Source organism: Methylacidiphilum infernorum V4, from assembly GCF_000019665.1.
Lineage (GTDB): Bacteria > Verrucomicrobiota > Verrucomicrobiia > Methylacidiphilales > Methylacidiphilaceae > Methylacidiphilum > Methylacidiphilum infernorum.
In genome coordinates this window covers 1,750,460-1,777,230 of record NC_010794.1, presented here as the reverse complement: position 1 = coordinate 1,777,230, position 26,771 = coordinate 1,750,460, and the positions used below count along the sequence as shown (strand labels likewise).

The window sequence follows — 26,771 nt, the reverse complement described above, 5'->3', positions numbered from 1 at the left end:
TGTTAAGCTAGGGGAGATTATATACTTGCCTTACCGGGCAATCAAAAGGGGATTTTCTTCATTTTTTTCTCATAAAAAAAAAGCTAAAATTAACAACATGGCAAAGAAAAAAAAGGAAAATCAGTCCCCGACTTCAGACGCTTCACAAGTCGAAGTTCCAAAAAAAGTTCTTTCCCCGGCGAAGAAAGTGGATAAACAGACGGTCGTTTCTGTTCTTGAAGGCATCGCCACTTTGCTTGAATTGAAAGGGGAAAATCCCTTTAAATCCAGGGCTTATCGAACAGCTGCAAGGGTAATTGACTCTTTAGCCGAGGAGCTGGACGATCTGGTCGCCCAAGGACGTCTCAAGGGGATAAAAGGCATTGGGGAGGGAATTGGAGAAAAAATAACCCAGCTGATCACTACGGGGAGCCTGCCCTATTACGAAGAATTGAAAAAAGAGTTTCCTGCCAGTCTCTTAGAGATACTTGAGATTCCGGGAGTGGGACCCAAGAGAGCAAAGATTCTTTATGAGGAACTCGGGATTAAAGATATTGATTCTTTGGAGAAAGCATGCAAGGAACATCGGATCGCCGTATTAGCCGGTTTTGGTCCAAAGTCCGAAGAAAACATCCTTTTAGGAATTAGTCAATTCCGCTCTTTTGCCGCCTACCATCGGTACGGGGATCTCATCAACATCGTAGAAGAGCTCCTTGATTATCTGAAAAAAAATCCTTCAATTGTTCATGTTCATGTTGCCGGGAGTTTTCGGAGGGGAAAAGAGATCGTAAAAGATCTTGATTTTATATGTACTTCCGGAACACCGCAGGCCGTCATGGATTATTTCGTGCGGTTTCCCCAAGTAAGTCGCATTGTCAATCATGGAGAAACGAAATCCACGGTGTTACTGGAAAAAGGTATTTCCTGTGATCTGCGCGTTGTCCCGGATGAAGATTATGCTTATGCTCTCCTTCATTTTACAGGAAGCAAGGAACATAACGTGGCCTTGCGGCAAAGAGCGATTGCCCAGGGCAAAAAACTATCCGAATGGGGACTTTTCCGGGTGTCGAGAGCACAAGAAAGAGAAACGGCTGAAGGAGAATCCGAGGATAACCCTCAGCTTGTTCAACCTTTTGAATCCAAGATTCCATGCCGGAGCGAAAAAGACATTTATGCATCCTTGGGTCTTGCCTACATTCCTCCAGAACTGAGAGAAAACATGGGCGAGATTGAAGCTGCTGAAAAAAATGAAATCCCAAGACTCGTGGAATGGGAAGATATTCGGGGAGTTTTCCATTGTCATACAACCGAAAGCGACGGCAGGAGTAGCTTGGAAGAGATGGCCAAGGCAGCCATGGACATGGGATTAGAATACCTGGGTATAGCCGATCACTCGAAATCTTCTTTTCAAGCTAATGGGCTGAGTGAAGAAAGAGTATATGCCCAGGTTGAAAAAATAAAAAACATGAATGCCCGGTGGAAAAATTTCCGGTTATTGAGCGGTATCGAGTGTGACATCTTGAAAGAAGGGAAATTGGATTTTCCCGACTCCTTGCTCAAAGAGCTGGATTATGTCGTTGCTTCTCTTCATGCCGGTTTTTCTAGCGATGAAGATGATAATACCCAAAGGCTTATAAAAGCCATGGAGAATCCTTACGTGACAATGTTAGGGCATCCGACGGGAAGATTATTGTTGGTCAGAAAACCTTATCCTGTAAACATGGACAAGGTTATTGATTGCGCCGCAAAGACAGGTTGTTGGATAGAGTTAAATGCTCAGCCTATGCGGCTGGATATGGACTGGAGACTATGGAAAACAGCTAGAGATAAAGGGGTAAAGTGCGTTATCAATCCTGACGCACACCACTTCAAAGAAATCGCTTTCTTTAAGATTGGAGTCAATATCGCCCGTAAAGGGTGGCTGCGCAAAGAAGATGTTATCAACTGCCTCCCTCTCAAAGAAGTAATCCAAGCTTTACAGATCAAGGGAAGAAAGAAAAAGGGTTTGAACAGTTAATTTAATCCTTGCTTATTCCTGCGCTTTTTTAAATATTTCACACATAAAACGCTAACTGGCAGGTATCCACGAAGCCGCCGAGTTTCTTGGTATTTGTGCCCAAGTGCTGAAGCGTTGGGAATGGAAAGGCAACAGGAGACACGAAAGCGTTGGATCTGATAAAAACAGGGATAATCTTAAGGTTGCGCAATGCTGATTTCCCACAAAATAGCCCTTGATCCGAACAACGCGCAGGCGACCTATTTTGCCAAGGCTGCGGGCACGGCACGCTTCGCCTACAACTGGGCGCTGGAGCAGTGGCAAAAGCAGTACGAGGCATGGAAGGCCGACAAGAGATTGCCCAAGCCATCGCAGTATTCCTTGCGCCGCCAGCTCAACGCCATCAAGCGCGAGCAGTTCCCCTGGATGCTGGAAGTCACCAAATGTGCCCCGCAGATGGCGATTATTCAGCTGGGGCAGGCGTTTGCGAACTTCTTCGCGGGTCGAGCGCGGTATCCACAATTTCGCAAGAAAGGCCGTGACGACCGTTTCACCCTTACCAACGATCAGTTTGAGGTTGACGGCTGCCGCATTCGCATCCCGAATCTTGGCTGGGTGCGCATGCGCGAGCCGTTGCGCTTCACCGGTAAGATCGTGTCGGCCACGGTCTCCCGGGTGGCCGACCGATGGTTCGCCAGCATCACAGTAGACGCTCCCGGGCTGCATCTACCCAAAGCCGAGAACCAAGGCGCGGTGGGTGTGGACTTGGGCCTGACCGCGCTGGCAACGCTCTCGACGGGGGAGAAGGTGCCTGGCCCCAAGCCGCACAAGGCGCGGCTGGGCCGCTTGCGCAGGCTCTCGCGGAGCCTCTCGCGCAAGGCCAAGGGATCGGCCAACCGGCGAAAGGCCAAGGTAAAGCTGGCTAGGCTGCACGCTCGAATCGCCAACAGCCGCATGGACGCCCTGCACAAGCTGTCGGCCGGCCTCACGCGTCGGTTTTCGATCATCGGCGTCGAGGACCTGAATGTGCGTGGAATGATGGGCAACCGGCGTCTTGCCCGTTCCATCGCAGCCGGCGGTTTCTTCGAGTTCCGGCGGCAGCTGGAGTACAAGGCCGCTATGCGGGGAAGCGTGGTGGTGGTTGCGGATCGGTTCTACGCCAGCAGCAAGACGTGTTCGGCGTGCGGGTACGAGTTGGAAACCTTGCCGCTGTCGGCGCGGGAGTGGACTTGCCCGGCCTGCGGTGCGATCCACGACCGCGACCTGAACGCGGCGAAAAATCTTGAGCGCCTGGCGCTCGCTACGGCGAGTTCCGCCGGAAATCACGCCTGCGGAGAGGAAGGCTCTGGCTTGGCGTTTCGCGCCAAGCGAACCGCCTCGGTGAAGCAGGAAGCCAGCTTTGTCGATGGCTGAGCAGGAATGAGTAAGTCTGACGGAACGGTTTTTAGCTGCCCTCTTCCTGGGAATTGCAGATCGTTTTTTGTGTTGATTTTATTCTTGGCTTTGATCATGGAAAAAAGGGGAAAAGAAAAAAGCACTTGTTGGGTATAGAGTTGGCATTCTTTTTTCTTTTTTGGCTTTTTCTTCGAGGATGGAGTCAAGGGATCTGGCTTGAAAAAAAGAAAGCTCTACGGGATGAATTTTTAACTCTTAGCTGCAAAAAAAAGGCTATGGCATTGAGAAACTTCTTTAGAATATCTTAGAGGAAAGAAATTTAATTTGTCCTATTTTAAGCCATGTTAAAAAAAGAAATGCATTGGAATTTGGGAAAAAAAATGCTTCGTTTTCCTGCGCGTCGTCCCATGATTATGGGGGTCATTAACTTAACCCCAGATTCTTTTTCTGACGGGGGCAAATACATGAATCCCCAAGCGGCTTCAGACCGTGCACTCTGGATGCAGGACAGCGGGGTTGACTTTATCGATCTTGGAGCCGAGTCTACCCGTCCTGGGGCCGATCCTGTTGACGAAAAAGAAGAAATTTTAAGACTCCTCCCCGTCCTGAAAAGATGTAGGGCTAAATTGACCGTGCCGTTGTCCGTGGATACTTACAAGGCGGCAGTTAGCCGCGTAGCTATAGAAGAAGGAGCCGATATCATTAATGATGTATCCGGAGGGGGATGGGATCCAGGTATTCTTGATGTCGTTGCGGGGGGCAATGTCGGCTATATACTCGTGCATTCTCGTGGGATGCCCAAGAACATGCAAAGGGATGCCCGGTACGGGGACGTGGTCGAAGAAGTTTTTGCCGAGCTTTCAAACAAACTCCAAAGGTGTTTAAATGTAGGCATAGCCAAGGAAAGAATCGTTTGTGATGTGGGGTTTGGATTTGCAAAAGATAAAACGCATAATCTCAAGTTGCTGCGGAGGTTGGATCGTTTTCTTGATCTTGGAAGGCCACTCATGATCGGGGTATCACGGAAAAGTTTTTTGCAAGCTTTTGCCAAACAACATGGAATAGATATTGAGATAATGAATACCATTGCTCAAACAGTTGCCTTTTTCCTCGGAGTGGAAATCTGGAGAGTGCATGATGTGTCGGCGGCTGTGGCGGCAAGAAATTTTCTTGAGAAACTCTGGGATACGGATCTTTTGCAATGAAATTATTCGGCTTTCCTATCTCTGGAATACTGGAGATTTTGATTATTGCCACTGCCATATACCAAATCTGGAAGTTGTTACAGGGGACCAGGGGGTTCCAGGTATTGACGGGTCTTATTGTTGTTCTTGTGGGCCTGACCTTGTTTTCTTCCGTGTTCCATTTAAGAGTACTGACCGAGCTCCTTAGGCTTTTTTCTCCCTCTTTTTTCGTTGCCCTTGTTGTTTTATTTCAACCCGAGTTGCGGCAGGTTTTTGCCGAGGTGGGGCGTAGAAGTGTTGTTCATATCGGCAGGCAGCAGAAGTCCGAAGTCATCGAACATATCGTCAATGCTTCTGAAATTCTCCAAAGAGAGCACATAGGGGCTCTTATAGCTATCGAACAGGATGATGTTTTTATGCCCGCACGGGATACGGGGACGATTTTGAATGCCCAGGTCAGCGCCGATCTTTTGGTGACCATTTTTTATCCACGGACTCCTCTCCATGACGGGGGAGTCATTATCCGGGGGGATCAGATCGTTGTGGCTGCAGCCATATTCCCTTTGAGCCAAGTTGAACAGATGGAGAGGCTATTAGGACTGAGACACAGGGCCGCCCTAGGATTGAGTGAACAGACCGATGCCGTGGTCGTGGTCATATCCGAGGTCACGAGCATCATTTCGGTGGCATACAAGGGAAAAATAGAAAGGCACTTTGATCCCGATGGACTCAGGGCCAAACTCACCCAGATTCTTGTTTAAGAGGTTTTCCGTATTGAACAAATAACTTGAAATTTTCCCTGGCTCTATGTTATTGATTGTGGAATTTAAATCATTGTAAAGCCAACCAGATCAATGGAAAGACCGTCGATAAAAGATAACCGGTGTGGCGAAGCGATAATGAATATCTTTTCTCACTGGAAGCAGAAATTGTTTTCTTTGGTCCTGGCGGTTGCAATCTGGATTATTCTTAAGGAATCGATAGAGCCGGGCTCCTTGGACCAGCTCCTCTCCTCTCTCAGGTTATTGAAATGATCTCGATATGAACCCTAAGGCACAATCCCTTTTTGGCACCGACGGCATTAGAGGAAAGGCTAATGTTTATCCCATGACTCCTCAAATTGCCCTTGCCGCGGGAGCTGCGGCCGCCAAGGTTTTCACTGCTCATTGTCCATCAAAAAAAAAACAGGGAATAGTCGTGGGCAGGGATACACGAATCTCGAGCCGGATGCTGGAATATGCCGTGATTTCTGGGGTGATTTCCCAGGGAGTAAATGTTTTTGAGTTAGGCGTGGTCCCTTCCCCTGCGGTGGGTAATTTTTCTAGGGTTTACGGGGCCATAGGCGGGGTAATGGTCAGTGCTTCTCACAATCCTTTTTACGACAACGGTCTAAAGTTCTTTGATCATGATGGCGGAAAACTCGGGGTTGATCTCGAAAAAGAGATAGAAAAAGAAATAAGCAGCTTTGATTGGTTGGGGTCCGAGGGACCTACGGGCTCCCAAGTTGGCAAGATTTTTTTACCCGATAATACCTCCAGGGAGTATCAAAATCTCCTTAAAAGCTTTTTCCCAGGGGGCTTGGATTTGAAGGGGATAAAAATTGCGTTGGACACGGCCAATGGAGCTTCTTTCGAAGTCGCTCCGGCGATCCTGGATGATTATGGCGCTTTTCTTTATGCCTTTGGCAAGGAACCTAACGGGATAAACATCAACTTGAACTGTGGCAGCCTCTTTCCCCAGAACATCCAGCAGTTCGTACGGTTGTCCGGAGCGGATATAGGAATTGCCCTTGATGGAGACGGGGACAGGGTGGTTCTTTGTGACGAAAATGGAGAACTTTGCGATGGGGACGACATTATAAGCATTCTTGCTTCTGACTTTAAGGATAAAAAAAGGCTCTCTAAGAATACGATCGCTGTTACCGTTATGAGCAACCTGGGACTGGATGAAACCTTGGAGGCGGAAGGCATAGGGGTGATCCGTACTCCTGTAGGGGATAGGAATGTTGCCGAGGCATTGGCGAGGGAAGGACTCTCTCTTGGTGGAGAGCAGTCCGGCCATATCATCCCTTTTGATTATTCAAAAACAGCGGATGGACTTCTTGCCGCCTTGATCGTACTAGAAATCATGTGTTCAACCGGCAAGAGCCTGGGTAGCTTAAGAAAAAAATTGATCCGTTATCACCAAAAATTATGGAACATAGATGTAAGTCGAAAAAAGCCTTTGGAAGAAATACCAGGCCTAAAAAAATTACTTGATGAATCCCAGGCCCTTTTGGACAAAAAAGGCCGAGTTCTATTGAGATACTCGGGAACTGAACCCAAAATCAGGCTTTTAGTCGAGGCCAAGGAGGAAGAACGGGTTCAGCAGGTTGGTCAAAAGCTTTCCTCTTTTCTTAAAGAAGCATTGAGTTGAATATGCAAGAAAAAGGGGTATTGTTTTCAAGATCAAGAAAAATCGAGGCAAAGTATTAACTCTATGGTTTTGCGTATTTTTCCCCTTTTTTTTGTCTTTTTTCTTTCCTGTTTCCTCTGGTCCAAGCCCAATCCCGATAAGCCTTCTCCTCCCCTTGAATTCATCCAGGGGAGGTTTTGGAGGAATTTTAGGCTCAAGGATTATATCCTTAAAGGTTCGATCCAGGCTGCAAAGGATACTTATCCCATCACCTTGATTCTTCATGATCGTTCCATGGAATACCATTTTATGGGGTTACCCTTGCAGATCCACGTGGAAATCAATCCCGATAATACCTATGTTGCCTATAAAAACCATCCCTCAGATCCTTGGCAACCCATTACGGGTTTTAACCGTACAAAGCACATTTTGAACACCGATATCAGTTATGAGGATCTTTGCCTGGATTTTATCCGTTGGGATAAGATAAAACCCCTGGGAACCGATTCCATTAAAACTTTAAGTTGTTGGGCCTTTGAAGCTTACCCGGGTCCAGTCCCCTCGGCCTATGCCAAGGTAAGATACTGGATTGCTGAAGACTATTATGCGCTTTTGAGGGTTGAAGGTTACAATGCTGGGGGACAAATCGTCAAGAGACTCGATATAAATAGTGTACAGCGTATAGGGGATGCTTATGTCATTAAAGAAATGCAAATAGCGACGATTCCCCCTGGGAAAACCCTCTCCTCTTCTAAAACGTATATCCAGATCGAAGAGGGCAAGCCCTTATCGCCTAAAGAAAGTGAAAATTTAGACTTTTCTCCGGGGGAAAACCCTAAAGCGCAGGCGGACACAGGCGTAGCCCTAGAATCCCTTGATAAAAAATAGCGGTCCTAGGTCCTGCTGGGAAAGGAAAGGACAAACGAATTCAAGGCCGCAGGGGTTGAGTCTTTTCCAAGTCTTCAGGGAGCCTGTCAGGAGGAAAAGTTTCAATTTTGAGTTTTAAAAGCGAGTAACAGGGAACACCAAGATCGATCGTTCCCCCGCTGCGGTCTACAAGGCAGCCTACAGCACATACCTCCCCCTTCATCGCCTTTACACTATCCATGATTGATTTTACGGTTCCCCCAGTAGTCATGACATCTTCGATGACCACTACCCGTTCTGAATCTTGGAGATAAAACCGACGGAGGCACATCCCCTGTTTTTCTTTTTCGGCGTAGATATGCCTTAATCCCAGTTCCTTGGCTACTTCATGACCAACAAGGATTCCGCCTATGGCTGCCGAAACAATGGTTTGTGCATTGAGGTGTTTTAATTTTTGTGCCAGATAAGAAGCATAACGGGAACATAAGAGAGGATTTTGAAGAAGAAGGGCACACTGGAGGAAGTGCCTGCTGTGAAGGCCGCTCCTAAGCAAGAAATGTCCTTTGAGCAAGGCACCGCTTTTGATGAGGTTCTCCAGGAGATCTAAGGCCAAAGGATCGTTATCGTCAATTACAACCATAACTTAAGGGTGTTGTTATCAAGCTCGACAAGTTCATGAAAAAAGTAAAGTTTTCTATCTATCAAACAGGTAGGCTTTGTAGTCGACTCCAGGGGAGGGACGTTCAAGAGGTAAAGAAGAAGCTGCCTCTTTGAAGGCGGCAAGAAAAAAAGCAGCTTGTTTATGCCGGGGTAAAAGAAAGATAAGAAAAGCCTCTTTCCATACTCCATCGACAAAATAAGGATCCTTGAGAAATCTTCCTTCCTTGTTCAGTTCAACAAGCAGCCATATATAATTCTCTCCGGGCTCAACAAATCCCCCGGTTTGGGCGACGGCAAGGGATATTTTTTCATGACCATCCTGTTCGACTTGGCATACCAATTCTCCGCCATCGTTGAGTCGGCAACGCAGATCCCAGTACAATTTACCATCCTGTTCCCAGTTGGTCCCTCTTTCTTGAATGAAAAGGCAGAGGGATTTACAGAATTCAAGCCATTTTTCTTCTTTCCACGGGGCAGGGAAAAGAATGGATTTTGCTCTTTGGATACGGGTAGACCAATCTTGAGAGATCCTTCGCAATTCGGTAAACAGGCTCATTTCTAGGGATTAAAAGAAGCTTTGGCTCTTTTTCTGTCGTAGCTTGCCTTTGTTCTTTCTTCTTCGAGAAGGGAAATTCTTTTCAGAAGAATTTCTTCTTTTTTAAGCCGGTTCTGCTTGTCCTGTTTGATGTCCGCGCTGATTTGTTGGAGGTTTTGGGAATGCTCGGCAATTTTGGATTCAAGGCCGTCAATTTTGGACCGGATTTTTGAAAGATCTTTTTGGGTGTCCGTAATGTAGGAGTGAAGCTGGTTAAGGCTAGTCCCTAATTCATCGATTTCCTTTTTTTGCTGGAGAACAAGACCGTCAAGCTGATCTATTCTTCCCTGGAGTTTTTTTTCCACTTCGGTGATGAGCACGTCTTGGGTATGGATTTTCTGAAAGATCACTACGGCACCATAAACGGCAAGAATGAGGATGAAGCAAAACAGGGCAACGAAGCTAAAGAGGAAAACGGAAAGGATTTTTTGCAAGGACCTCTGTTCCTTGGACTGTTTTTCAATTGTTTTTTTCAAAGTATCGGCAGCAGTATTCTGGGGCATATTCATAGCTTTCATTTGCCTTTCTGATTCGAAATCAGCCGTGTTTTCCCCTTGTCCTTTTCCCTTGGGGAAAGAAAAAGGAGGCAAGGAAGACAATCCCTCGCTTGGAAGGACTCCAGGAAGAGAGTTTTCAATTTTCGATTGCCCCTCGGGTTTGTTTTCAACGTTATTTTTTTCGATTTTTTGGGTTGGTTCCTTTTCAGATTCAGCCTTCTTTTGCAACTGCTCGATTTTATTTTCTACCTGGTTGAGATCGGTGAATGGAGCGGAACCTTCAAGAAACAACTCCTGGCTATTCTTTGAGGGCAATCTGGGAAATGATTGTTTTTTAGGTCGACCTCTTCTTCGAGGAAGCTTGGTGTTTTCTTCAGCTTCAGCCATAATAAGCCCATTTTATGTTGAACTATTTAACCGGATGGGGTTTCCTTTTATTTAATTCTTTTTATTCAATAGATGAAATTTTTTAAATAAAAATCTCAACAAAGTTTTTCCTTCTTCTACGCCCAACCCGAAGGTAGTGAAGAGGTAGATGACGACCGCTAGGGCGATTCCTAAGAGGGTAGAAAAAAATAAAGAAAAAAAGGATTGCCCTAGGAGCTTGCCGATCCAAAGAGAAAAAAAGAGGGCAGAGGAGGCACAAAGAACGCTAGAGAAAATGATTTTTAAGAGAAAAAAAAGCCCTTTCTTCAGTTCACCTACCTTTATGGACTTGATGATGGAAAGGTAGAGCTGGGTAAAATTGAGGAGGCTGACTAAAGATGTCGTTGCGGCCAGCCCTACATGTCCTAAAGAAAAGATCTTAACAAGGATAATATTGGATAAGAGGTTGATGGCTATACCTATCAAGGTAACCCTTAGGGGAACCTGGGGTTTATTCAAAGCGGAAAAGCAAGGGGTCAGGACCTTGATGCCAGCGTAACCGCACAGGCCGACAGCATAGGCTTTGAGAGCATAAGCAGTCTGGAGGGTGTCAAAAGAACTGAATCGACCGTGCTGGTATATAAGGGCGATGATCTGGTCGGATAGAAAAACCAGTCCAACTGCCGAAGGCAGGGTAAAAAAGAAGGCAAGTCTAAGAGAAGATTCCAGGGTTTGGCCGAAGGCTTGGTGATCACGCCGAGCGTCTTGTCTTGAAACTGAAGGAAGGGTAACCGTAGCAATCGCTACTCCAAAGACTCCGATGGGAAGTTGCATTAGCCGGAATGCGCAGTTAAGCCAGGATCTTGCTCCGTTGATTTCAGAAGCAAACATGCCGTTGATCAGCACGTTTATTTGTATAGCCGCCCCGGCGATCATCGTAGGCCAAAGCAGCTTCCAAATTTCCAAAAGCTTTGGGTCTGCGATATTGAACTCCCAGGAATATCTGAAGCCTATTTTAGGAAAAGCGAAAAATTGAATGCAGAGCTGGACAAGCCCTCCAAGGAGGACTCCTAGGGATATGCCGTAGAGGGACGCGGGACCGAAACGGGGGTGAAAAATATCGTGCTGGGGATCGAACAGGTAGGCAAAGAGGACGCCAAAAAGAATGGAAGAAAGGTTAAAAGCGCTCGATGCGGATGCAGGCAGTCCGAAGATATGATAAGCGTTGAGTAGTCCCATAACCAACGCAGCCAAGGATACAAAAAGAATGAAAGGAAACATAAGACGGGTAAGTTGGACAGTCAGTTCAAATTTCCCCGGGATTTTGTGAAATCCGAAGTTTGTGATTTCCACAAGAATAGGAGCGAAAATAATTCCCAGGAGGCTTACAATAAGAAGGAAAATAAAGAATACGCTAAAAAGTCGGTTGGCGAGCAAAAAGGCCCTTTTGTTGCCGTCGACTTCGACAGTCTTCGAAAACACGGTCGTAAAAGCGGTTGATAAAGCCCCTTCGGCAAAGAGATCGCGTAAGAGGTTGGGAATCTGGAAGGCGGCTAGGAAAGCATCAAGAAGAGCTCCTGCGCCAAAGAGTGAAGCAAAAACAAGTTCCCTGACAAGTCCGAGCATTCTTGAAGCTGCAACGGCCATGCCGACTATTCCAACGGCCCTTGCAGTCTTCTTGGGTACTTGTGCCTGGGTACTGTCCATGAGAGTATTCGAAAAAATATCAGGGATTAACCTCCAAGGGATAACAACTCTTCGCAAACATGAAGAACATCTTGGGGTTTGACAGCCCGCATGCAGGGCATATCTATAGGACATCGCCTCAGGAAACAGGGGCTACACTGAACCTTTTCATAGATTACTCGAAAACATCCCCCGATTGGCGCCGTTCGTCGTGGATCGGTTGAACCGAAGATGGCGATCGTGGGTGTATTGAGCAAGGAGCCGACATGCATCGCCCCGCTATCATTGCAAAGGAGAAGGTGGGAGCTATAAATTCTTTCCATAAATTCGGCAAGGGTTGTTCTGCCTGCAAGATTTTCAGCTTCCTGAACGGCTTGTTCGAGCTCGCTGCAGACGGTTTTATCTTTTTCTCCTCCAAGAATCTGGATGTGGCAACCGTACTTTTCTTTTAAACGTTGACAAACCCAGGCAAAAGAAGAAGGAAACCATCTCTTTGCCGGTCCATACTCGGCTCCGGGACAAACACTTACAATGATCGGCTGTGGAGTTTTCTTCCACTGTGCGGGTAATTTTAAAAAAGGGTAGGAATAGGTGTCTTTTTTTGCTCCCAAGGATTGGGCAAGTCTAATGTAGATTTGAGATTGGTGAAGGGTTTCCAGGTCTTGAGAAAGGAGGACTCTTTTGTCAAGGAAAAAGGATTGATCGGTTCTCCCAAAACCTATGATTTTTGGAATTCCAGCAAGCTTGCATTCCAAGGCTGTTCTCACTGAACGGGTAAAGAGGATAGCCCTGTCCATTTTTTTCTTTCTCAGTTTCTTTACGTTTTCAAAAATATTTTTGGAATGTTCTATTTCTAGAACCTCGTCAACGAAGGGACAGAGAGACCAGAGATAGGAAATTTTTCTAGGTGTGGCTACGACGAGCGAAATGGAGCGATCGATCTCTTTGATCCCCTTTACCGCCGGCATACTCATCACGGCGTCACCAAGCCAATTTGGAGAACGGATTAAAAGAGGACCGGAAAGCGGTTCAAAATCCCTGTGATGTTTTTTCACATCTTTCTGCAAAAGTGGGACTGTTTGTCATTCTGTCGCTCCTCTCTCTCTTTCTAGAATAAACTATTCGATATTTTCTGCCAGGGGAAATTGATTCAAAAAGAATCGATTGAAAAGTCTCTTTACCGTTTAACATCTCTATTTCCACCCTAAGAAAGTAAAAGGGTAAGATAAAATATTGGGTGGTGGGAATGCGCACGGCATCTTTTTCGGTCGTAATAGCCGCCTTGGCATTCCGGGCTTTGCTTCTTTCCATGAAGCGAATGATCTCTTGCTCAGAAAACCAGTGGTGATCGGCAAAATACTTAGAATAAACAACTTCTGCACCGAGTTTTTTTAATCCCTTTTCGAAGCTTTCGGGTTGAGCAATGCCGGAAATCGCGGCGACTTTCAAGCCCTTGAGATAGTCAAGCGGTTCTTTTTTTCTTGTTACAATGTGGAAGAGATATTGGGGTTTATGAACACACTCGATGATCGGCGCATGGTTGTTGAATTTTCTCAACTCCTCTTTAAGAGGAGAAAGGTTAGATCCATCACATTTAGTAATAAAGAGAAGATCGGCTCTCTTGAGGTGATCCTTGGGCTCCCTGAGCATCCCCCTGGGTAGAAGATGCCTATTGCCGAAAGGAAATTCCCTGTCGATGAGAACGATATCCAATCTTTCTTTCAAAGGAAGGTACTGGAAGCCATCGTCAAGGATGAGAATATCGATGTTCATGTTTTTAATCGCCCAGAGGCCGCTTTGAACCCTATTTTTCCCCGTGATGACGGCTACCCCTTTTAGATTTTTAGCCAGCATGTACGGTTCATCTCCGGAATGTAAAGGGCTGAGATAAATCTTTTCCCCGTCCGAAACAACCCTTGGATTAAATTCTTTGCTTCCCTTTAACTTGGCCATAAGCCTATGCCCGAGGGGAGGAGGAACGCTTTTATAGCCACGGCTCAGGATTGCGACTTTTCTTCCAGCCGCAGAGAGCTCCTTGGCCAGCTTCTCGACAAGGGGAGTTTTCCCTGTCCCTCCAACCGTGAGGTTGCCCACGCTAATGACAAGACAGCCAAGTTCATAAGATCGCAAAAGTCTCTTTTTGTAAAGCCATACTCTAAGCCTGACAAGAGGGTTATAGATAAGGGATAAAAAAGAAAGAAACCAGCGGAAAACGGTGGCCCGTTTCCCGTAGCGTCGTTCGAGGATAACATCAACGGCGAATTGCTCTAACTTATCAATCCAGCGTGCCATAGAAAAAAGAAGCAACCCGGGGAAAAGTCCACTTATTACAAATGGTTATAGAGAGAAATTCAAGTCGATTCTTTGGAAAATTTCTTTGGACGCTCTCCTTTTGCTTTCATTTCAGAGTCCTGCGGATCACCTTGATGAAAATAAAGGATAACGATCCATACGAAAGAACCGACAGAGATTTAAATAATGTGCGGGAGGATAGATAAGGGAAGATTTTCTCTGGTTTTCCGCTGTCTTCATGTAGGTTTCCATGGAAACGGCTCCAATCCAGTTGCAAGAAAGAATGGCGGCTTGCTGCTGGGGGTTGCAAAGGAAAAAGAGACATTCTTTGATCTTATCAAAATTCATCTCTTTTTTAGGGATAGGGACAGCCCAATGATAAAGGGTAATCCAAGAATAATCCTTGGGTAAAACAACCACGCGGTTGGACTCTTTTTCGGTTTTTTTTAAAAGCTCGGAAACCGTATCGACGTAAACGGCAAGGGCGGGGGAGGGATTGTTTAAAGGAAGGGAGGATTTTACTGAAGAACGCAGGGAAAGAGAATGAATGATCATAGCCTTGAGAAGACTGTCGAGGGGATAAACAATCTCGTAGGTGGAAGCAGCGAGATCTGACCAGCGCAAAGGATAGTTCTTTAAATGGGGACGTGGAATCCAGCTGATACCGAGGAGTGTCCACCCGTAGGGCCAGCAATAGGTATTGGCCTGGTCATAATAATGGAATAAAAATTTATGATCGATGGGGGGCAAAAGTTTTTTCTCCACGGGGAGCCGGGCAAGAAGGCCTTGGCCGATAAGCAGGAAAGCCATTCGGTCGGTTATTGCTACTATGTCGAAATCCTGCCTTTTGATTTGTTCTACGGCACTATTTTCATCCTTGTAGAAAAAAGCCAAAAGCTCCTCTCCGAGTCGGGTTCGATAATCTGAAAGAAGGGTTTCAGGAAGATGCCCCTCGGGGACTAAAAGATGAAGACTCATGAAATCATCCGGTAAAGATAAAAAGATTTTAGTTTAACAGCCTTAGGCAAATGTTTAAACAATTAGCTTGTGTGGTTGTTGCGATGAAGAAAAAAACTGTTTTTTTTTAATTTTTTTTTAGATCGATTATCTTAAAAAAAGAAAAGGTGTTTAAATAAAGTTATTTCATTAAATAAAGGAAGTTGTAGAATAGGAATAAATCTTGAACTGGTTTAATTCATGGTTTACCCGCAAAGAACAAGCCCTTATTCTCTTTTTGGTGATTCTATGCGTTCTAACCCAGGCGGGGAGAAGTTTCTACAGGTTTTTGTCTCTTTTTCAATTAGACCGATCTGTCGATTTAACGAGCAAACCAACGAGGTGAGTGTATGCGCAAACGTGACTTTACAACGATTGTCGAAGAAATAGTCGAGAAAGATTCCCGGTATTTAAAGGAAAGTTACTATTTTGTTCGAGATGGCCTGGAATATACCCTGAAGACCATGGGGAAACAGAAGCACCAGAAGATTGAACAACTCAGTGGGAAGCAGATTCTTGAGGGTTTGAAAGATTATGCTCTTAAGGAGTTTGGTCCGATGAGCAAGTTGGTTCTCAACGAGTGGGGAGTTAAAAGTTGCAGGGATTTTGGACAGATGATCAAAAACATGGATCTGTATGGACTTCTTGGGAAAACCGATATGGGGGATATGAAAGATTTTCAAAAAGGCTATAGTTTTACTGCAGCCTTTGTAAAACCCTTTCTGCCGATCCGGTCCAAAACGGCTCAAAAGGAAAAGGCAAGAAAGGAAGGAAAGTCTTCTTCAAAACGCAAAAAAAAGGTAGACGACTCTGGAAAAACCCCTAATCATTCCAAGGAATAAGAACCTTTCTTTTCTCCTTTTCTAAGTAGGAATTTATTATGCCCGCCTTAGCCCTACCCTTGCCCTCTTCTCTATCTTTATTTCCCCAAATCGATCAAGAAGAACTGCCCAATGGCTTAACCGTTCTTGTCGATCCTTTCCACCAAGCCGATGTTGTTTCGCTTCAATTTTGGTGTGCAACGGGGAGCATTCATGAGGGAAAGTATGCGGGATCGGGAATTTCCCATCTTCTCGAACACCTCCTTTTTAAAGGAACGGATAAAAGAAAGGGCAATCAAATTGCATGGGAGATGCAATCCCTTGGAGGCCATCTTAATGCTTATACCACTTATAACCGGACGGTGTATCATGTCGACCTTCCTTCCACTCATTGGAAAGAAGCCTTGGAGATTCTTGCTGATATCGTTTTCCATGCTGCCATCCCTCCCGATGAATTTGACCAAGAAAAGGAGGTAATCCGCCGGGAGATTGCCATGGTTGAAGATGATCCGGATAGCCTGCTTTTTGAGCTGGCCTTAAAGACGGCTTTTAGCAGGCACCCTTTAAAGTATCCCATCATCGGCCTACCCGGACTGTTTGATGCGATCGATAGAGAAGCGGTGTTGGACTATTACCATCGTCGCTATGTTCCCCAAAACGTCTTTGTTGTCGTTTCTGGTGCTGTTTCTTCAGAGGCAGTTTTTGCAAAAACCAAGGAAATCTTATCGAATCAACCGACAGGGTTTTTAGAACCGCTCGATCTTCCCGATGAACCTCCCCAGCTTTCTCGGAGGTTTGCCTCAAAAGAAATCCAGACGGAAGTGGGCAGGCTTTGCTTCGTGTTTCGCGTTCCGGGATGGGGGCATGAGGATGCCGTCGCTTTAAATGTTTTTTCAACCTTTCTAGCCCAAACCCGCAGTTCTCTTTTGCATCAGAAACTGGTTGAAAAAGAAGCCATTGCTCAACAGGTGGATTCCTTTTTTTTTGCTGATGACTCCCTGGGCCTGTTCGGTATTGAAGCCCAATGCGGCCCTGAAAATGTCGAGAGAGTCGGTGAGAAAATTTGGGAAGAACTGCTCGGCTTTCCTCAAAGAGGAATAACCGAAGAGGAATTTATTCTCTGCATAAGGCAGCAATTTTCTCAATCGCTTAGAGAGTTGCGATCGGCAAGATCCCGGGCCGAGACCGTGGGTAGCGGATGGCTGATGTTCAAGGATCCTTTGTTTAGAGAGAGTTTTTTACATAGGCTTTATACTTTGGAAAAAGAAAAAATCCTCGATCTTATCCCTATGTATTTTCGTGAAGAGAAACTCAATCAAGTGCAGATCATCCCCAAAAAACATAAATCGAAAGTCGTTTCTTCCTCTCTTGCGGAGCCTTCATCAAAACATTTTGAGCTTTCAAACGGCATACAGCTTATATACCGTACCGATCCTTTGCCTCTTCAATATTACCGAGCCACTTTTGATGGAGGACCTTTGTGGGAACCTCCAAGCAAGAATGGCCTATCGAAACTTGCCGCCGCCATCCTTGTTAAAGGCACGCAACGGAGATCGGCTGAAAAACTCGCCAGGGACATTGAGGTTATTGGAGGAAGTTTTGGAGCGGATTCGGGAAACAACACGGCGGGACTTTATCTTGAAAGTTTGAGCGAGGAGTGGCAAAACGCCCTGGGCATTTTTTCTGAAATGATCCACGAGCCTGCTTGCCTCGAAACAGAACTAGAAATTGAAAAGAGAAAACAGATCCATCAAATCCGCTCAATGATGGACGATCCGGTCTATATTGCCCAGTCCCTCTTAAGAAAGGCTCTTTGGCAGAACCATCCTTACGCTTACGATCCCCTGGGGACGGAAGAAGCCTTGGAACAGATTACCGGTGAAGATATACGGCAGTTTATTCTTACGATCTTTCAGACCAATAGAATGGTACTAGGGATCAGCGGACCGATCGATCCAGAGAAAGAGTTGAAACGGATTGAATCTTTCTTTTCCGACTTCCCTAAAAAAGCGATTCCTAAAGAATGGGATTGGCCCTATCCCAAGCTTGAGAAGCCCTTGAGGGTTGAGCAGCGAATCCCGGGCAAAGAACAGGCGATAGTCGGGCTTTCTTTTAGGATTCCTCCGATTAACGATCCCGTCCAGGTCCCCATCGAAGTCATAGCCGAAATTCTTTCTGACCTTGGATCAAGGCTTTTTATAAAAGTAAGAGAAGAAAAAGGGTTAGCTTATTTTGTTTTTCCTTCGCGTTTTTTGGGATGGAAGGGAGGATCCTTTTCCATTATCGCAGGCACCGATCCACAATACAAAGAAGAAGTTGAAAAACTCATCAAGGAGGTGGTGGAAGAAATATGCAGGGAGGGATTTTCTCAAGAAGAACTGCAAAGGGCGAGGGCTAAACTTCTCAGTGAAGAAAAGATCGCCTCTCAATATCCTTCTTCTTATGTCGTGCGTTCCACGATCGACGCTCTTCTTGGACTGGGTTGGGATTACGAGGAAAAGAAAATAAAAAAAATTGAACGACTCACCCTGGATGAGCTCAATGAAGCCGCCCAAAGAATTTTCAGCTCTCAAGACAGTGTAATAGGAGTTGTTTACCCTTAGCTTCGCACCTTTATTTTGGAGTAAACAAGCAAGAACATGGAGGGAAATAATATGCCTGGTTCTGGATATACCCCTGAAGAGATTACCAGAAATTTCGTGAGCCTTGTCATGATGAAGTATCATGAAGTCCTTTTTTTCCTTGGACTAATAAAAGCGCCTGGTCATGAGCTGCAATCTCCCAAGCTTCAAGAAGCAGCCGAAGCGATCGATCAACTTGAAGCTTTGAAAGCAAAGACCCAGGGCAATCTGACTGCTGAAGAACATCATGCACTGGAACATATTCTTACCGAACTGAGGCTTTCCTATCTCAAAGTAGCCAAGGAGTGGCAATCCAAGAAGGAGGGAGAATCTCAAGGGGAAAAGAAAATTGAAAAACCATTTGAAACCGATCCTGAAAAGAGGAAATTTTTCAAAAGCTATGGCTAAGGAAAATACTTAATTATGTTTAAGGAAAATATTGAGACTGATGGCGGCATCAAAACCCAAGCTGAATCGACAAAAGTTCACTATTTACGCATTTCGGTAACGGATCGGTGTAATGAAAGGTGTATTTACTGCTTCCCTCAAGATTTAGGCTTCTTGTCCAAGAAAGACAGCCAGCTTTCCTTCGAGGAGTTGTATGCCGTGGTTTTCCATGGGGCGATGAAGCATGGTTTTAGGGATTTTAGGATCACTGGAGGGGAGCCGCTCGTCAGGAAAGGCACCCTTGCCTTCATCCGGAGGCTCACCCGCACTCCGGGGATTTCTTCCGTTAGGCTTTCAACCAATGGCACCCTTTTGGGATATTACGCCCGGGAACTCAAGGAGGCACAAATTGCCGGCATTAATGTTAGTCTCGACACGCTAAAGCCTTCTCTTTACAAAAAGATTACGGGAGGGGATATTGTTCCCGTGCTTGAAGGCATTGAAGAATGCAGAAAGGTAGGAATAGAACCGATTAAACTGAACACGGTTCTTCTCAAGGGAATAAACGAGGAGGAAATTTTACCCCTGATCAATTTTGCGGCGGAAAAAAACCTCATCATTCGATTCATCGAGCTTATGCCCATAAGTTACACGACAAAGATTTCCAAGGAAAATTTCCTTTCCGTTTACCAAGTCAAGCAGAGACTGGAAAAAGGAGACGAACTCGAGCCCTTGGAAAAAAAATGGGGCCAGGGCCCGGCGAAATATTTCCGGATGAAATCCCGCAATGCGATTGTCGGGTTCATTGGCGCACTCTCCGATTTCCATTTTTGTGATAACTGCAATAAAATGCGTCTAACCAGTGACGGCTTTATAAGACCCTGTTTGGGGAACCACTTGGAAATAGACATCAAGGGTTTTTTAAGGCCTACCGTTGATCCTTTAGGCTTGTACAAGAGTTTCGAGTGGGCTTTGCAAAAGAAACCCCCAGAGCATTCCTTTAGGGAAAAATATAGTCCGGGAAGGGCTATGACAGCCATCGGAGGATGAACGGGCAGGATCGAGACGGCAGAAAAAAGGAGTTGTCAAAGATCGATATGGGCTCCGATTCCTCTCAAAAATTAAAAATCGTGGCTTTTGCTCAAGCACGATCTGTTCTTGGTTTTGATGAAAAGGTCCTCTCGGTGGGCCGATCTCAAAGCCCAAGAGAAATAGTCTTGGCGATGGAGCCTCTTTTTTTTGAAAAAATTCCTGCTGCCCGAGTGGCCCTAGACTGCCGGTATGCTTCTTGGGATCAACCGATAGAGGAAGCACAGGAAATGGCCATTATACCACCCGTTAGTGGGGGATAACCAAGGACACTTAAAGCTTGAGCTTATGGAAATTGAGGTTTTAATCACTGAGAAGCCCCTGGTCATATCTCCAATTTCCTTTCCCCTTAGAGGAGAGGAAGGAGCCGTAATCGAATTTTGGGGAGTGGCCAGGCTCATGGAAAGGGGACAACAGATCGCCGGCCTTGAATATGAAGCTTACCGACCCATGGCGGAGAAAATTCTTTACGAGATCGCCGAGGAGTTATCGAAAAAATATCCTTGTCAAAAGATTGAAATCCAGCACCGGGTTGGCACAGTGAGAGTAGGAGAACCCTCTCTTTTTTTAAGAATTTTTAGTAAACACCGGATGGAAGCTTTTCAACTCGCCCAGGAATATGTTGACAGGTTAAAAGCCGAGGTCCCCATCTGGAAACATCCCTTGGCTGCCGCTTTTAGCTCTCCAAGGCCATAATACATGGACAGGGCTTCCCCCCCTTTCTCTTCCAGGGCTTGAACAGTTGATTAATTATTTAATCTTTTTCAATCTTTCTTTTCCATTTTATCTCATATTGGCCGTCTTGAACGGCCCTACGGCGAGTTCCGCCGGAAGGCAGGCCTGGGGAAAGGAAGGCTCTGGCCTGAGGCGCAGCAGGCGCCAGCCCCGTCCGCCTCGATGAGTAAGTCTGCCAGCTATGCCCCTGTTTGAGCAGCAGTGAGCAAGCGTGATGGAACGGTTAATTCATTCATCCCTCGAGGGATTTGATTTCTTTGAAAAAAACTAAATTTCTGCGGCGGGATCTTCCAGGAGGTCCTTTTCTTTATCCGGAGTAAGGCGGACGAGGGGAATGATAAAATCCAAGAGTTTTCCCAGGCAACTTTCTATAGACTCACTCCCGGTCAAAAGATGGAGGTCACAAGATTGGGGAGGTTCATAAGGGGAATCCAAGCCCGTCATTTGAGGAATTTCTCCTTTACTTGCTTTAAGGTAAAGAAACTTCGGATCCCTGGACTTGCAGATGTCAAGAGGAGCATCGACGTAAATCTCTTTAAAAAGAATGCCCTCTTTTTCACAGATCGCCCGGGCATTCTTTCTATCCACGTCGAAAGGAGAAATGAGGGCAACGATCACTACCAAGCCCGATTTAGCCAGGGTTTTTGCCATTTCTGCTGCCCTGCGGATGTTTTCCCTGCGGCTTTCAACATCAAATCCTAGATCCTTGCTCAACCCGGTCCGCAGTTCGTCACCGTCTATGACATAAGCGAGGATTCCCCTGTGGAAAAGCATCTGTTCCAGGCGGTTGGAGAGTGTAGTTTTACCGGATCCCGATAAACCCGTCATCCAAAATACTCCGCTGCGGTGACCCAGGAATTTAGTCCTCTGGAGCTGCGTTATACGGGATCTGCCCTGGGTTTCATGGACAGCTTTACTGGGAAGAACCTTCAGTATTATTCCTCCACCCGATATCCTGTCCCTATCGGCCAGGATAAACCTTCCCGTCATCGGGATTTTTTCAAAGGGATCGCAAGCAATTGGAGCGGAGGTGCGGAGAATGATTTCTGCAGTTTCATTTTTCTTTACTTCCATGGGCACGGGCTGGAGGTCTTCGAGGGTGCAGGCATCGATAACCCTGTTCACCTGCAATACCCTGGCCACACTTTGTCCGGTAGCCAGCCGAAAAGTGTAGGGAGCTCCCACAATCAAGGGAGAGTCACCCAGCCAGAATAATCTTGCGCAAAAATCGGTTCCAACGAGGGGTGGGGAATCTTCGTGGGCAATAATTTCTCCACGTTCAATGAAGATTTCATCCTCTATCTGAATCGCCGTTGATTTGCCCGCCGTCACTTTAAGAGGCGAACTTTCGGCTGGCCAATGGTGGATAGCCTTGATCCTGCTTTTCTTGCCCGACGGGAAAAAGCGGACCAGCTCTCCGCATTCGATTTTCCCCGATTCAATTCTCCCTGCCAAAAGCCTGCGATTGTCAAAGCGATAGATATCTTGAATGGGAAGTCTCAAAGGGGAGCATTCGGCGGACTCTGAAGATTCAAGACCGAGCAGGACTTCAAGCAGGCTTCCACCATGGTACCAGCTGAACCGCTGAGATCTTCCTATGATGTTTTCCCCGGCCTTTGCCGAGAGAGGAACGATCGATAGGCTATCTAGCCCAAGCTTTTTAAAAAGGCTTTTACATTCATTGCTCAATCTCTCGTATGTTTGCCTGTCGTAGTTGACAAGGTCAAATTTGTTCATGGCAATAACAATCTGTTTTATGCCCAACAGAGAGAGGAGCAAAGCGTGCCTTTTTGTTTGCTCTCCGATTCCCGAAGTCACGTCAATGACGAGTACCGCGCAATCGGCTTTGGCTGCCCCGCTGATCATATTTTTCAAAAACTCCAGGTGCCCCGGGGCATCGATGATTCTGAATCTTCTTTTCCCATAAAAGAAGTGCACCTCGGTTACATCGATAGTGATGTTTTGAGTCCTTTCTTCAGCCAGGGAATCCAAAAGAAAGGCATATTCAAAATCGATGTTGTTTTTTTTGCAATAGGCTATGACTGTTTCTTTTTTTTCCTTTGAAATGCTATCCGTTTCCCAAAGGATCCTTCCAATCAGTGTTGATTTCCCATGATCGACATGACCTGCGAAGATAACATTCAGACTTCTGGCTTCTAAAGGAAGATCATTTTTCATCGGTTTTTTTTTAAAAGAAGTTTTCAAAAGGATAAAAATGTTTTAGAGAAAACCCTTTGCGCGAAGCTTTTGCATCGCATTGGGTTCGGCATGGTCCTGGGCTCTTCCCGCTCTTTCCGATGTTTTTGTGGTGTAAAGTTCTTCGATGATTTCATCTATGGTCGATGCATGACTGTCAACCGGGTGGGTGATGGGCCAACAGCCCAGCGAGCGGTAACGCTTCCCATTTTTTGAAAAATAAAGAGAAGGAATAGGAATATTTTCTCTCTTTATGTAGAGCCAGATGTCCAGTTCGGTCCAATCAAGCAGGGGCTGTATGCGCATGTGTCCATTGTTGGGCAGGGTAGCCAAAAATAAATTCCAAAATTCGGGAGGCTGGTTTTTATATTCCCATTCCATGGATTGGTTCCGAGGAGAAAAATACCTTTCCTTTGCCCTTACCCCGTCCTCATCCCTCCGGATCCCGGTAATCAGGCCATCCCATTTATAGGTTTCCAGGGCTTGCTTTAAAGCCACTGTTTTCAGCTCGTGAGTTACCGTTAGGGGATCATGAGTCTTGTAACTTATCCCGCGGGCTATTGCTTCGTGGTTGATTTTGACGATAAGTTCAAAGCCGTAAAATTCCTTTGCCCAGGAGCGGAATTCGAGCATCTGGGGAAACTCATAAGTAGTATCAATATGGACGATCGGAAAGGGAATGTGTCCACAAAAAGCTTTCTTGGCAAGCCATAGGAGAACATTGGAATCCTTTCCCATGGACCAAAGCATAGCCAAATTTTTGAAAGCATAACGGGCTTCACGAAAAATATAAATACTTTGAGATTCTAAGTTGTCTAAATTCTGCATATTCTATAGAGTGAATATAGTTTTATTTGATTTCTTTTTTTTGACAACCCTTTTTTTTTATTAAGAGAGAGGACGAGATGCAAAAAGAGTTTTTCAAAGCCGTAGAAGAGTATAACCGTATTTTGGAAAAAAAGGAACCGGTAGAGCGGATACGCTGGGCGATTGAATATTTTGACAAAAAAGTTCTGCTCAGTTCGAGCTTTGGCGCCCAAGCGGTGGTCATGCTCAAGCTCACCCTTTCTGTATGGCCTGAAATACCCGTTGTCGTTATTGATACCGGTTATCTTTTCCCGGAAACATATAGGTACATAGATAGCCTTGTCGAGAAATTTCACATTAATCTTAAAGTGTATAGGCCATCCCTTTCGGCAGCGTGGTTTGAAGCGCGGTATGGAAAACTCTGGGAGAAAGGCAGGGAAGGGATTGAAAAATACAACCGGTTGATGAAGCTGGAGCCCATGAACCGGGCATTGGAGGAGCTTGGAGCAAAGTGCTGGATTTCGGGATTACGTAGAGAACAATCCTCAACGAGAAAGAATATTGCACTTGCAACATGGCATTGGAACCGTGTCAAGATCCATCCCATTGCTGATTGGACAGATGAAAAGGTTAAGCAATTTATACATGAACATCATCTGCCGGTTCATCCCCTTGTCTACCAGGGCTACGTTTCCATTGGCGATGTTCATACAACAAGAAGGCTTGAAGAGGGGATGAAGGCAGAAGAAACGCGTTTTTTTGGAATAAAAAGAGAATGCGGCCTACACGAAACCCATCGATTGTTGCCTTGAAAAGCTTGCCCTTCTCCCATTTGCACCTGGAGCTTGCCCCTGGTATCGGATAACAAGCGCATCGACGTATAATTTCCAGATGTATAGCACCATGGGCACAGCCAAGGCGGCGAAGCTGTTGGGTGTATCAGTCAAGGGGCTATGGCAGTGGAGGGGGCCCAAAGCCGGATCATTGCTGATCGTCCCTACCCGGGCAGCCTTTTGTGCCCGGTCCGTGTTTGGACAAACGGTTGACTCCCTCCCAAGGATCGGCCGTGGGTGTGTCCGGCATGAGGCGCAGAGCTCGATTTTGATCTGGATGCGGCAAAGTCTCCCAAGTAATTGGCGACCGCAACTGCCCTAGCCGTGGCGAGGAAGGCCGGTAGCGGCGGCACTGCGGCAAAGGATCCCTGGACGTAGCCGGGAAAGTCTAGACTGCCGGAGACGATTGCGCAAGCAATCGGGGGGGTAAAGGAAAAGAGCCACCCAATGCACGATTTTCTGGTAGCAGAAAGGGAATGCCGGATGAATCATTGTATCCATGGATGACAATCCAAGGCTGACCATAGAAAAACCCTGCTTAAATGCACCCTCCCTAAAAGATTAGACTTGTGGGGGAGGCAATCGGCCTAAGAAGGTTGGTTCTAGGGGTTTGAACAGTTGATTCATTATTTGATCTTTTTCAATCTTTCTTGTCTGTTTTACCTCATATTGGCCGTCTTGAACGGCCCTGCGGTGAGTTCCACCGGAAGGCGGCCCGTGGAGAGGAAGGCTCTGGACTGACGCGCACGCGCCGGCCCCGTCCGCCTCGACGAGGAAGTCTGTCAGCTTTGTCCCTGTTTGAGCAGCAGTGAGTAAGTCTGACGGAACGGTAAAAAACTCTACTCTTGGTATAAAGAAGAAGCTGAATTGGCCGTTTAGGAGAGCTAGGGGCTAGTTTTTGCTTCTGCTTGCAAAACGATAAGAAAGGATGGCTGGAAGATTAGGTCATGGGGAGCTGCAAGAAAGAAACTTTATTTTAAGTGCCGATATTCGAAGAGTGGGGAAAATTTTCGGTTAAAAATTGAAAAAGCTCTTCCTTCGAAGGAGGCCTTTTCTTGGTTGCCGTGAAATTCTTAATCTTGTGTAAGATTTCTGTGGCCTTTTGTTCACTCAAGGTGATTCCCAGTTTTTCGTAGGTCCACAGGACCGATTTTCTTCCCGAATGTTTTCCCAAGGTAAAACGGTGTTTCCTGCCGATGATGGAGGGATTAAAAGGTTCGTAATTTCTTGGATTTTTAAGAATGCCATCCACATGGATTCCCGACTCATGGAGGAAAATTTCTTCTCCGATAATACTCTTCCAAGGGGGAATTTTTCTCTTAGAAAGACGGGACGTTAAGAGACACAATGAAAAAAGCCCTTTTAAATCGATTCCGACATCTACGTTTTCTCGGAGGGCCAGGAAAAAAGCTATTTCTTCAAGTGCCCCGTTGCCCGCTCTTTCTCCTAGGCCACAGAGCGTGGCACTTATCGATGCCACTCCTGCTCGCCAAGCAGCAATCGAATTGGCCGTAGCCATGCCAAAATCGTCGTGGCCATGAAACTCAAGGGGGAAAGAAGTCCATTTTTTAAGCCTGGATAAGGTTTGGTAAGTGCACAGGGGATCAAGGATCCCCACGGTGTCGGCATAGCGGAAACGAAATGCTCCTTCCTGTTTTGCCACTTCAATGGCCTCGACAAGAAAATTTTCTTCGGCTCGGGAAGAATCTTCTCCACCCAAGGCAACCTCAAGCCCCATCTCCCTTGCTTTGCCTACATATTCTTTTATTTTTTCCAGTACCTGTTTTCGATTGGTTCTCAGTTTTGTGGATATCTGAATATCTGAAAGGGGTATGGAAAGATTAACCGTGGAGACTCGAGAACTTTTTACGGCTTGCAAGTCCTCGTTAGTCATTCTTCCCCAAGCAACAATACGTACTTTTAACCCCAGGGACAGGATTTTGTGGAATGCTTCCATCTCGGTCTTGCAGCTGGAAGGTGTACCCGCTTCGATTTCCTTGATACCGCATTGGGCCAAAAGTTTAACGATTTGTACCTTTTGCCTAGGACTGAAAAAGACCCCGGGAGCTTGTTCCCCATCCCGCAAGGTCGTATCGGCCAAAAGGATTTTCCCATTCATTCTTATTCAGGTTTAGAAGCAGAAAACATGCCACAAGTTTAACCCCCTAAGAGGACAAAAAGGAATCAATTCCCCCTATTTTCCCTATGAACTGTCCAAACAAAAGGAATGGATGTAAGCATTTCGACAAACATTCCCTTTTTGTCTTTTTTTTAACAGCTTAACTTCGCCGGGTTAGAAAGAATTCATCTGCAAGATGCGGCTCATTTTTCTAGAGATGGCCTAGGGAGTTATTCCTAGTAACAAAACCCTGTAG

Annotated in this window: 26 protein-coding genes; 15 read left to right on the top strand and 11 right to left on the bottom strand. The window is 46.0% G+C overall.

What is annotated here, in order from left to right; all coding sequences use genetic code 11:
• Nucleotides 1-97 precede the first annotated feature (97 nt).
• From polX to MINF_RS08395, 7 genes are all read left to right on the top strand, one after another.
• On the top strand, nucleotides 98-1,996 hold the full coding sequence (gene polX, locus MINF_RS08430; RefSeq protein WP_148205217.1) for a DNA polymerase/3'-5' exonuclease PolX: 1,899 nt from the start codon (nucleotides 98-100) through the stop codon (nucleotides 1,994-1,996).
• Between the two features lie 189 nt (nucleotides 1,997-2,185).
• On the top strand, nucleotides 2,186-3,388 hold the full coding sequence (locus MINF_RS08425) for an RNA-guided endonuclease InsQ/TnpB family protein (RefSeq protein WP_012464236.1): 1,203 nt from the start codon (nucleotides 2,186-2,188) through the stop codon (nucleotides 3,386-3,388).
• Between the two features lie 323 nt (nucleotides 3,389-3,711).
• The gene (gene folP, locus MINF_RS08415) at nucleotides 3,712-4,575 is read left to right on the top strand and encodes a dihydropteroate synthase (RefSeq protein ID WP_012464234.1); all 864 of its coding nucleotides are present in this window, start codon (nucleotides 3,712-3,714) and stop codon (nucleotides 4,573-4,575) included.
• Entirely contained in the window at nucleotides 4,572-5,315 is a 744-nt protein-coding gene (gene cdaA, locus MINF_RS08410) for a diadenylate cyclase CdaA (RefSeq protein WP_012464233.1), read from the top strand. The genes folP and cdaA overlap by 4 nt, the downstream gene beginning before the upstream one ends.
• 93 nt (nucleotides 5,316-5,408) lie before the next feature.
• Nucleotides 5,409-5,588, top strand: a complete 180-nt coding sequence (locus MINF_RS08405; protein ID WP_012464232.1) for a hypothetical protein — start codon at nucleotides 5,409-5,411, stop codon at nucleotides 5,586-5,588.
• A gap of 7 nt (nucleotides 5,589-5,595) precedes the next feature.
• Nucleotides 5,596-6,969, top strand: coding sequence for a phosphoglucosamine mutase (gene glmM / locus MINF_RS08400; protein WP_012464231.1), 1,374 nt, complete (start codon nucleotides 5,596-5,598; stop codon nucleotides 6,967-6,969).
• A gap of 63 nt (nucleotides 6,970-7,032) precedes the next feature.
• On the top strand, nucleotides 7,033-7,836 hold the full coding sequence (locus tag MINF_RS08395) for an outer membrane lipoprotein-sorting protein (RefSeq protein ID WP_012464230.1): 804 nt from the start codon (nucleotides 7,033-7,035) through the stop codon (nucleotides 7,834-7,836).
• A 40-nt stretch (nucleotides 7,837-7,876) separates the two neighbouring features.
• Here the strand turns inward: MINF_RS08395 and pyrE are convergent, their stop codons facing one another.
• The 7 genes from pyrE to MINF_RS08360 all read right to left on the bottom strand — a co-directional run bounded on the left by pyrE (nucleotide 7,877) and on the right by MINF_RS08360 (nucleotide 14,889).
• Complete coding sequence (gene pyrE, locus MINF_RS08390; protein ID WP_012464229.1) at nucleotides 7,877-8,455, bottom strand: orotate phosphoribosyltransferase; 579 nt, start codon at nucleotides 8,453-8,455, stop codon at nucleotides 7,877-7,879.
• Nucleotides 8,456-8,509: 54 nt separating this feature from the next.
• Nucleotides 8,510-9,031 carry a hypothetical protein gene (locus MINF_RS08385; RefSeq protein ID WP_012464228.1) on the bottom strand — a complete coding sequence of 174 codons (522 nt, stop codon included), beginning with the start codon at nucleotides 9,029-9,031 and terminating at the stop codon, nucleotides 8,510-8,512.
• 2 nt (nucleotides 9,032-9,033) lie between these two features.
• Nucleotides 9,034-9,954, bottom strand: coding sequence for a hypothetical protein (locus tag MINF_RS08380; RefSeq protein ID WP_012464227.1), 921 nt, complete (start codon nucleotides 9,952-9,954; stop codon nucleotides 9,034-9,036).
• A gap of 51 nt (nucleotides 9,955-10,005) precedes the next feature.
• Nucleotides 10,006-11,640, bottom strand: coding sequence for a murein biosynthesis integral membrane protein MurJ (murJ, locus tag MINF_RS08375; RefSeq protein ID WP_148205216.1), 1,635 nt, complete (start codon nucleotides 11,638-11,640; stop codon nucleotides 10,006-10,008).
• A 26-nt stretch (nucleotides 11,641-11,666) separates the two neighbouring features.
• The gene (waaF, locus tag MINF_RS08370; RefSeq protein ID WP_238523472.1) at nucleotides 11,667-12,674 is read right to left on the bottom strand and encodes a lipopolysaccharide heptosyltransferase II; all 1,008 of its coding nucleotides are present in this window, start codon (nucleotides 12,672-12,674) and stop codon (nucleotides 11,667-11,669) included.
• The gene (gene lpxK, locus MINF_RS08365; protein ID WP_048810530.1) at nucleotides 12,649-13,911 is read right to left on the bottom strand and encodes a tetraacyldisaccharide 4'-kinase; all 1,263 of its coding nucleotides are present in this window, start codon (nucleotides 13,909-13,911) and stop codon (nucleotides 12,649-12,651) included. Before lpxK ends, waaF begins: the two co-directional genes overlap by 26 nt.
• Nucleotides 13,912-14,037: 126 nt before the next feature.
• The gene (locus MINF_RS08360; protein ID WP_012464223.1) at nucleotides 14,038-14,889 is read right to left on the bottom strand and encodes a spermidine/putrescine ABC transporter substrate-binding protein; all 852 of its coding nucleotides are present in this window, start codon (nucleotides 14,887-14,889) and stop codon (nucleotides 14,038-14,040) included.
• A gap of 368 nt (nucleotides 14,890-15,257) precedes the next feature.
• Here MINF_RS08360 and MINF_RS08355 point away from each other — a divergent pair, with 368 nt between their 5' ends.
• From MINF_RS08355 to MINF_RS08330, 6 genes are read left to right on the top strand one after another with little or no spacing between them, the layout of a single operon-like run.
• Nucleotides 15,258-15,749 (top strand): Minf_1886 family protein, encoded by a 492-nt coding sequence (locus tag MINF_RS08355; RefSeq protein WP_012464222.1) that lies wholly within the window; start codon nucleotides 15,258-15,260, stop codon nucleotides 15,747-15,749.
• A gap of 38 nt (nucleotides 15,750-15,787) precedes the next feature.
• Nucleotides 15,788-18,331, top strand: coding sequence for a M16 family metallopeptidase (locus MINF_RS08350; protein ID WP_012464221.1), 2,544 nt, complete (start codon nucleotides 15,788-15,790; stop codon nucleotides 18,329-18,331).
• A 51-nt stretch (nucleotides 18,332-18,382) separates the two neighbouring features.
• On the top strand, nucleotides 18,383-18,757 hold the full coding sequence (locus tag MINF_RS08345; protein WP_148205215.1) for a DUF1844 domain-containing protein: 375 nt from the start codon (nucleotides 18,383-18,385) through the stop codon (nucleotides 18,755-18,757).
• 15 nt (nucleotides 18,758-18,772) lie between these two features.
• Entirely contained in the window at nucleotides 18,773-19,786 is a 1,014-nt protein-coding gene (moaA, locus tag MINF_RS08340; protein ID WP_012464219.1) for a GTP 3',8-cyclase MoaA, read from the top strand.
• Nucleotides 19,783-20,088, top strand: a complete 306-nt coding sequence (locus tag MINF_RS08335; protein ID WP_012464218.1) for a MoaD/ThiS family protein — start codon at nucleotides 19,783-19,785, stop codon at nucleotides 20,086-20,088. Before moaA ends, MINF_RS08335 begins: the two co-directional genes overlap by 4 nt.
• Nucleotides 20,089-20,113: 25 nt before the next feature.
• Nucleotides 20,114-20,521 carry a molybdenum cofactor biosynthesis protein MoaE gene (locus tag MINF_RS08330; RefSeq protein ID WP_048810529.1) on the top strand — a complete coding sequence of 136 codons (408 nt, stop codon included), beginning with the start codon at nucleotides 20,114-20,116 and terminating at the stop codon, nucleotides 20,519-20,521.
• A gap of 306 nt (nucleotides 20,522-20,827) precedes the next feature.
• Here MINF_RS08330 and cysC read toward each other — a convergent pair whose 3' ends face one another.
• Entirely contained in the window at nucleotides 20,828-22,738 is a 1,911-nt protein-coding gene (gene cysC / locus MINF_RS08325; protein WP_048810528.1) for an adenylyl-sulfate kinase, read from the bottom strand.
• A gap of 42 nt (nucleotides 22,739-22,780) precedes the next feature.
• Nucleotides 22,781-23,584 carry a sulfate adenylyltransferase subunit CysD gene (cysD, locus tag MINF_RS08320; protein ID WP_012464215.1) on the bottom strand — a complete coding sequence of 268 codons (804 nt, stop codon included), beginning with the start codon at nucleotides 23,582-23,584 and terminating at the stop codon, nucleotides 22,781-22,783.
• Between the two features lie 77 nt (nucleotides 23,585-23,661).
• Here cysD and MINF_RS08315 point away from each other — a divergent pair, with 77 nt between their 5' ends.
• Together MINF_RS08315 and MINF_RS11205 are read left to right on the top strand one after the other, a co-directional pair.
• Nucleotides 23,662-24,375, top strand: coding sequence for a phosphoadenylyl-sulfate reductase (locus tag MINF_RS08315; protein ID WP_012464214.1), 714 nt, complete (start codon nucleotides 23,662-23,664; stop codon nucleotides 24,373-24,375).
• Between the two features lie 79 nt (nucleotides 24,376-24,454).
• Nucleotides 24,455-24,718, top strand: coding sequence for a hypothetical protein (locus tag MINF_RS11205; protein WP_148205214.1), 264 nt, complete (start codon nucleotides 24,455-24,457; stop codon nucleotides 24,716-24,718).
• On the opposite strand, the gene MINF_RS11200 is transcribed toward MINF_RS11205, so the two are convergent.
• Both MINF_RS11200 and MINF_RS08310 read right to left on the bottom strand, forming a co-directional pair.
• Nucleotides 24,715-24,897 carry a hypothetical protein gene (locus MINF_RS11200; protein WP_148205213.1) on the bottom strand — a complete coding sequence of 61 codons (183 nt, stop codon included), beginning with the start codon at nucleotides 24,895-24,897 and terminating at the stop codon, nucleotides 24,715-24,717. The genes MINF_RS11205 and MINF_RS11200 overlap by 4 nt on opposite strands.
• A 475-nt stretch (nucleotides 24,898-25,372) precedes the next feature.
• Nucleotides 25,373-26,515: a homocitrate synthase/isopropylmalate synthase family protein gene (locus tag MINF_RS08310; RefSeq protein WP_012464213.1), complete on the bottom strand. Its 1,143-nt coding sequence runs from the start codon at nucleotides 26,513-26,515 to the stop codon at nucleotides 25,373-25,375.
• Nucleotides 26,516-26,771 lie beyond the last annotated feature (256 nt).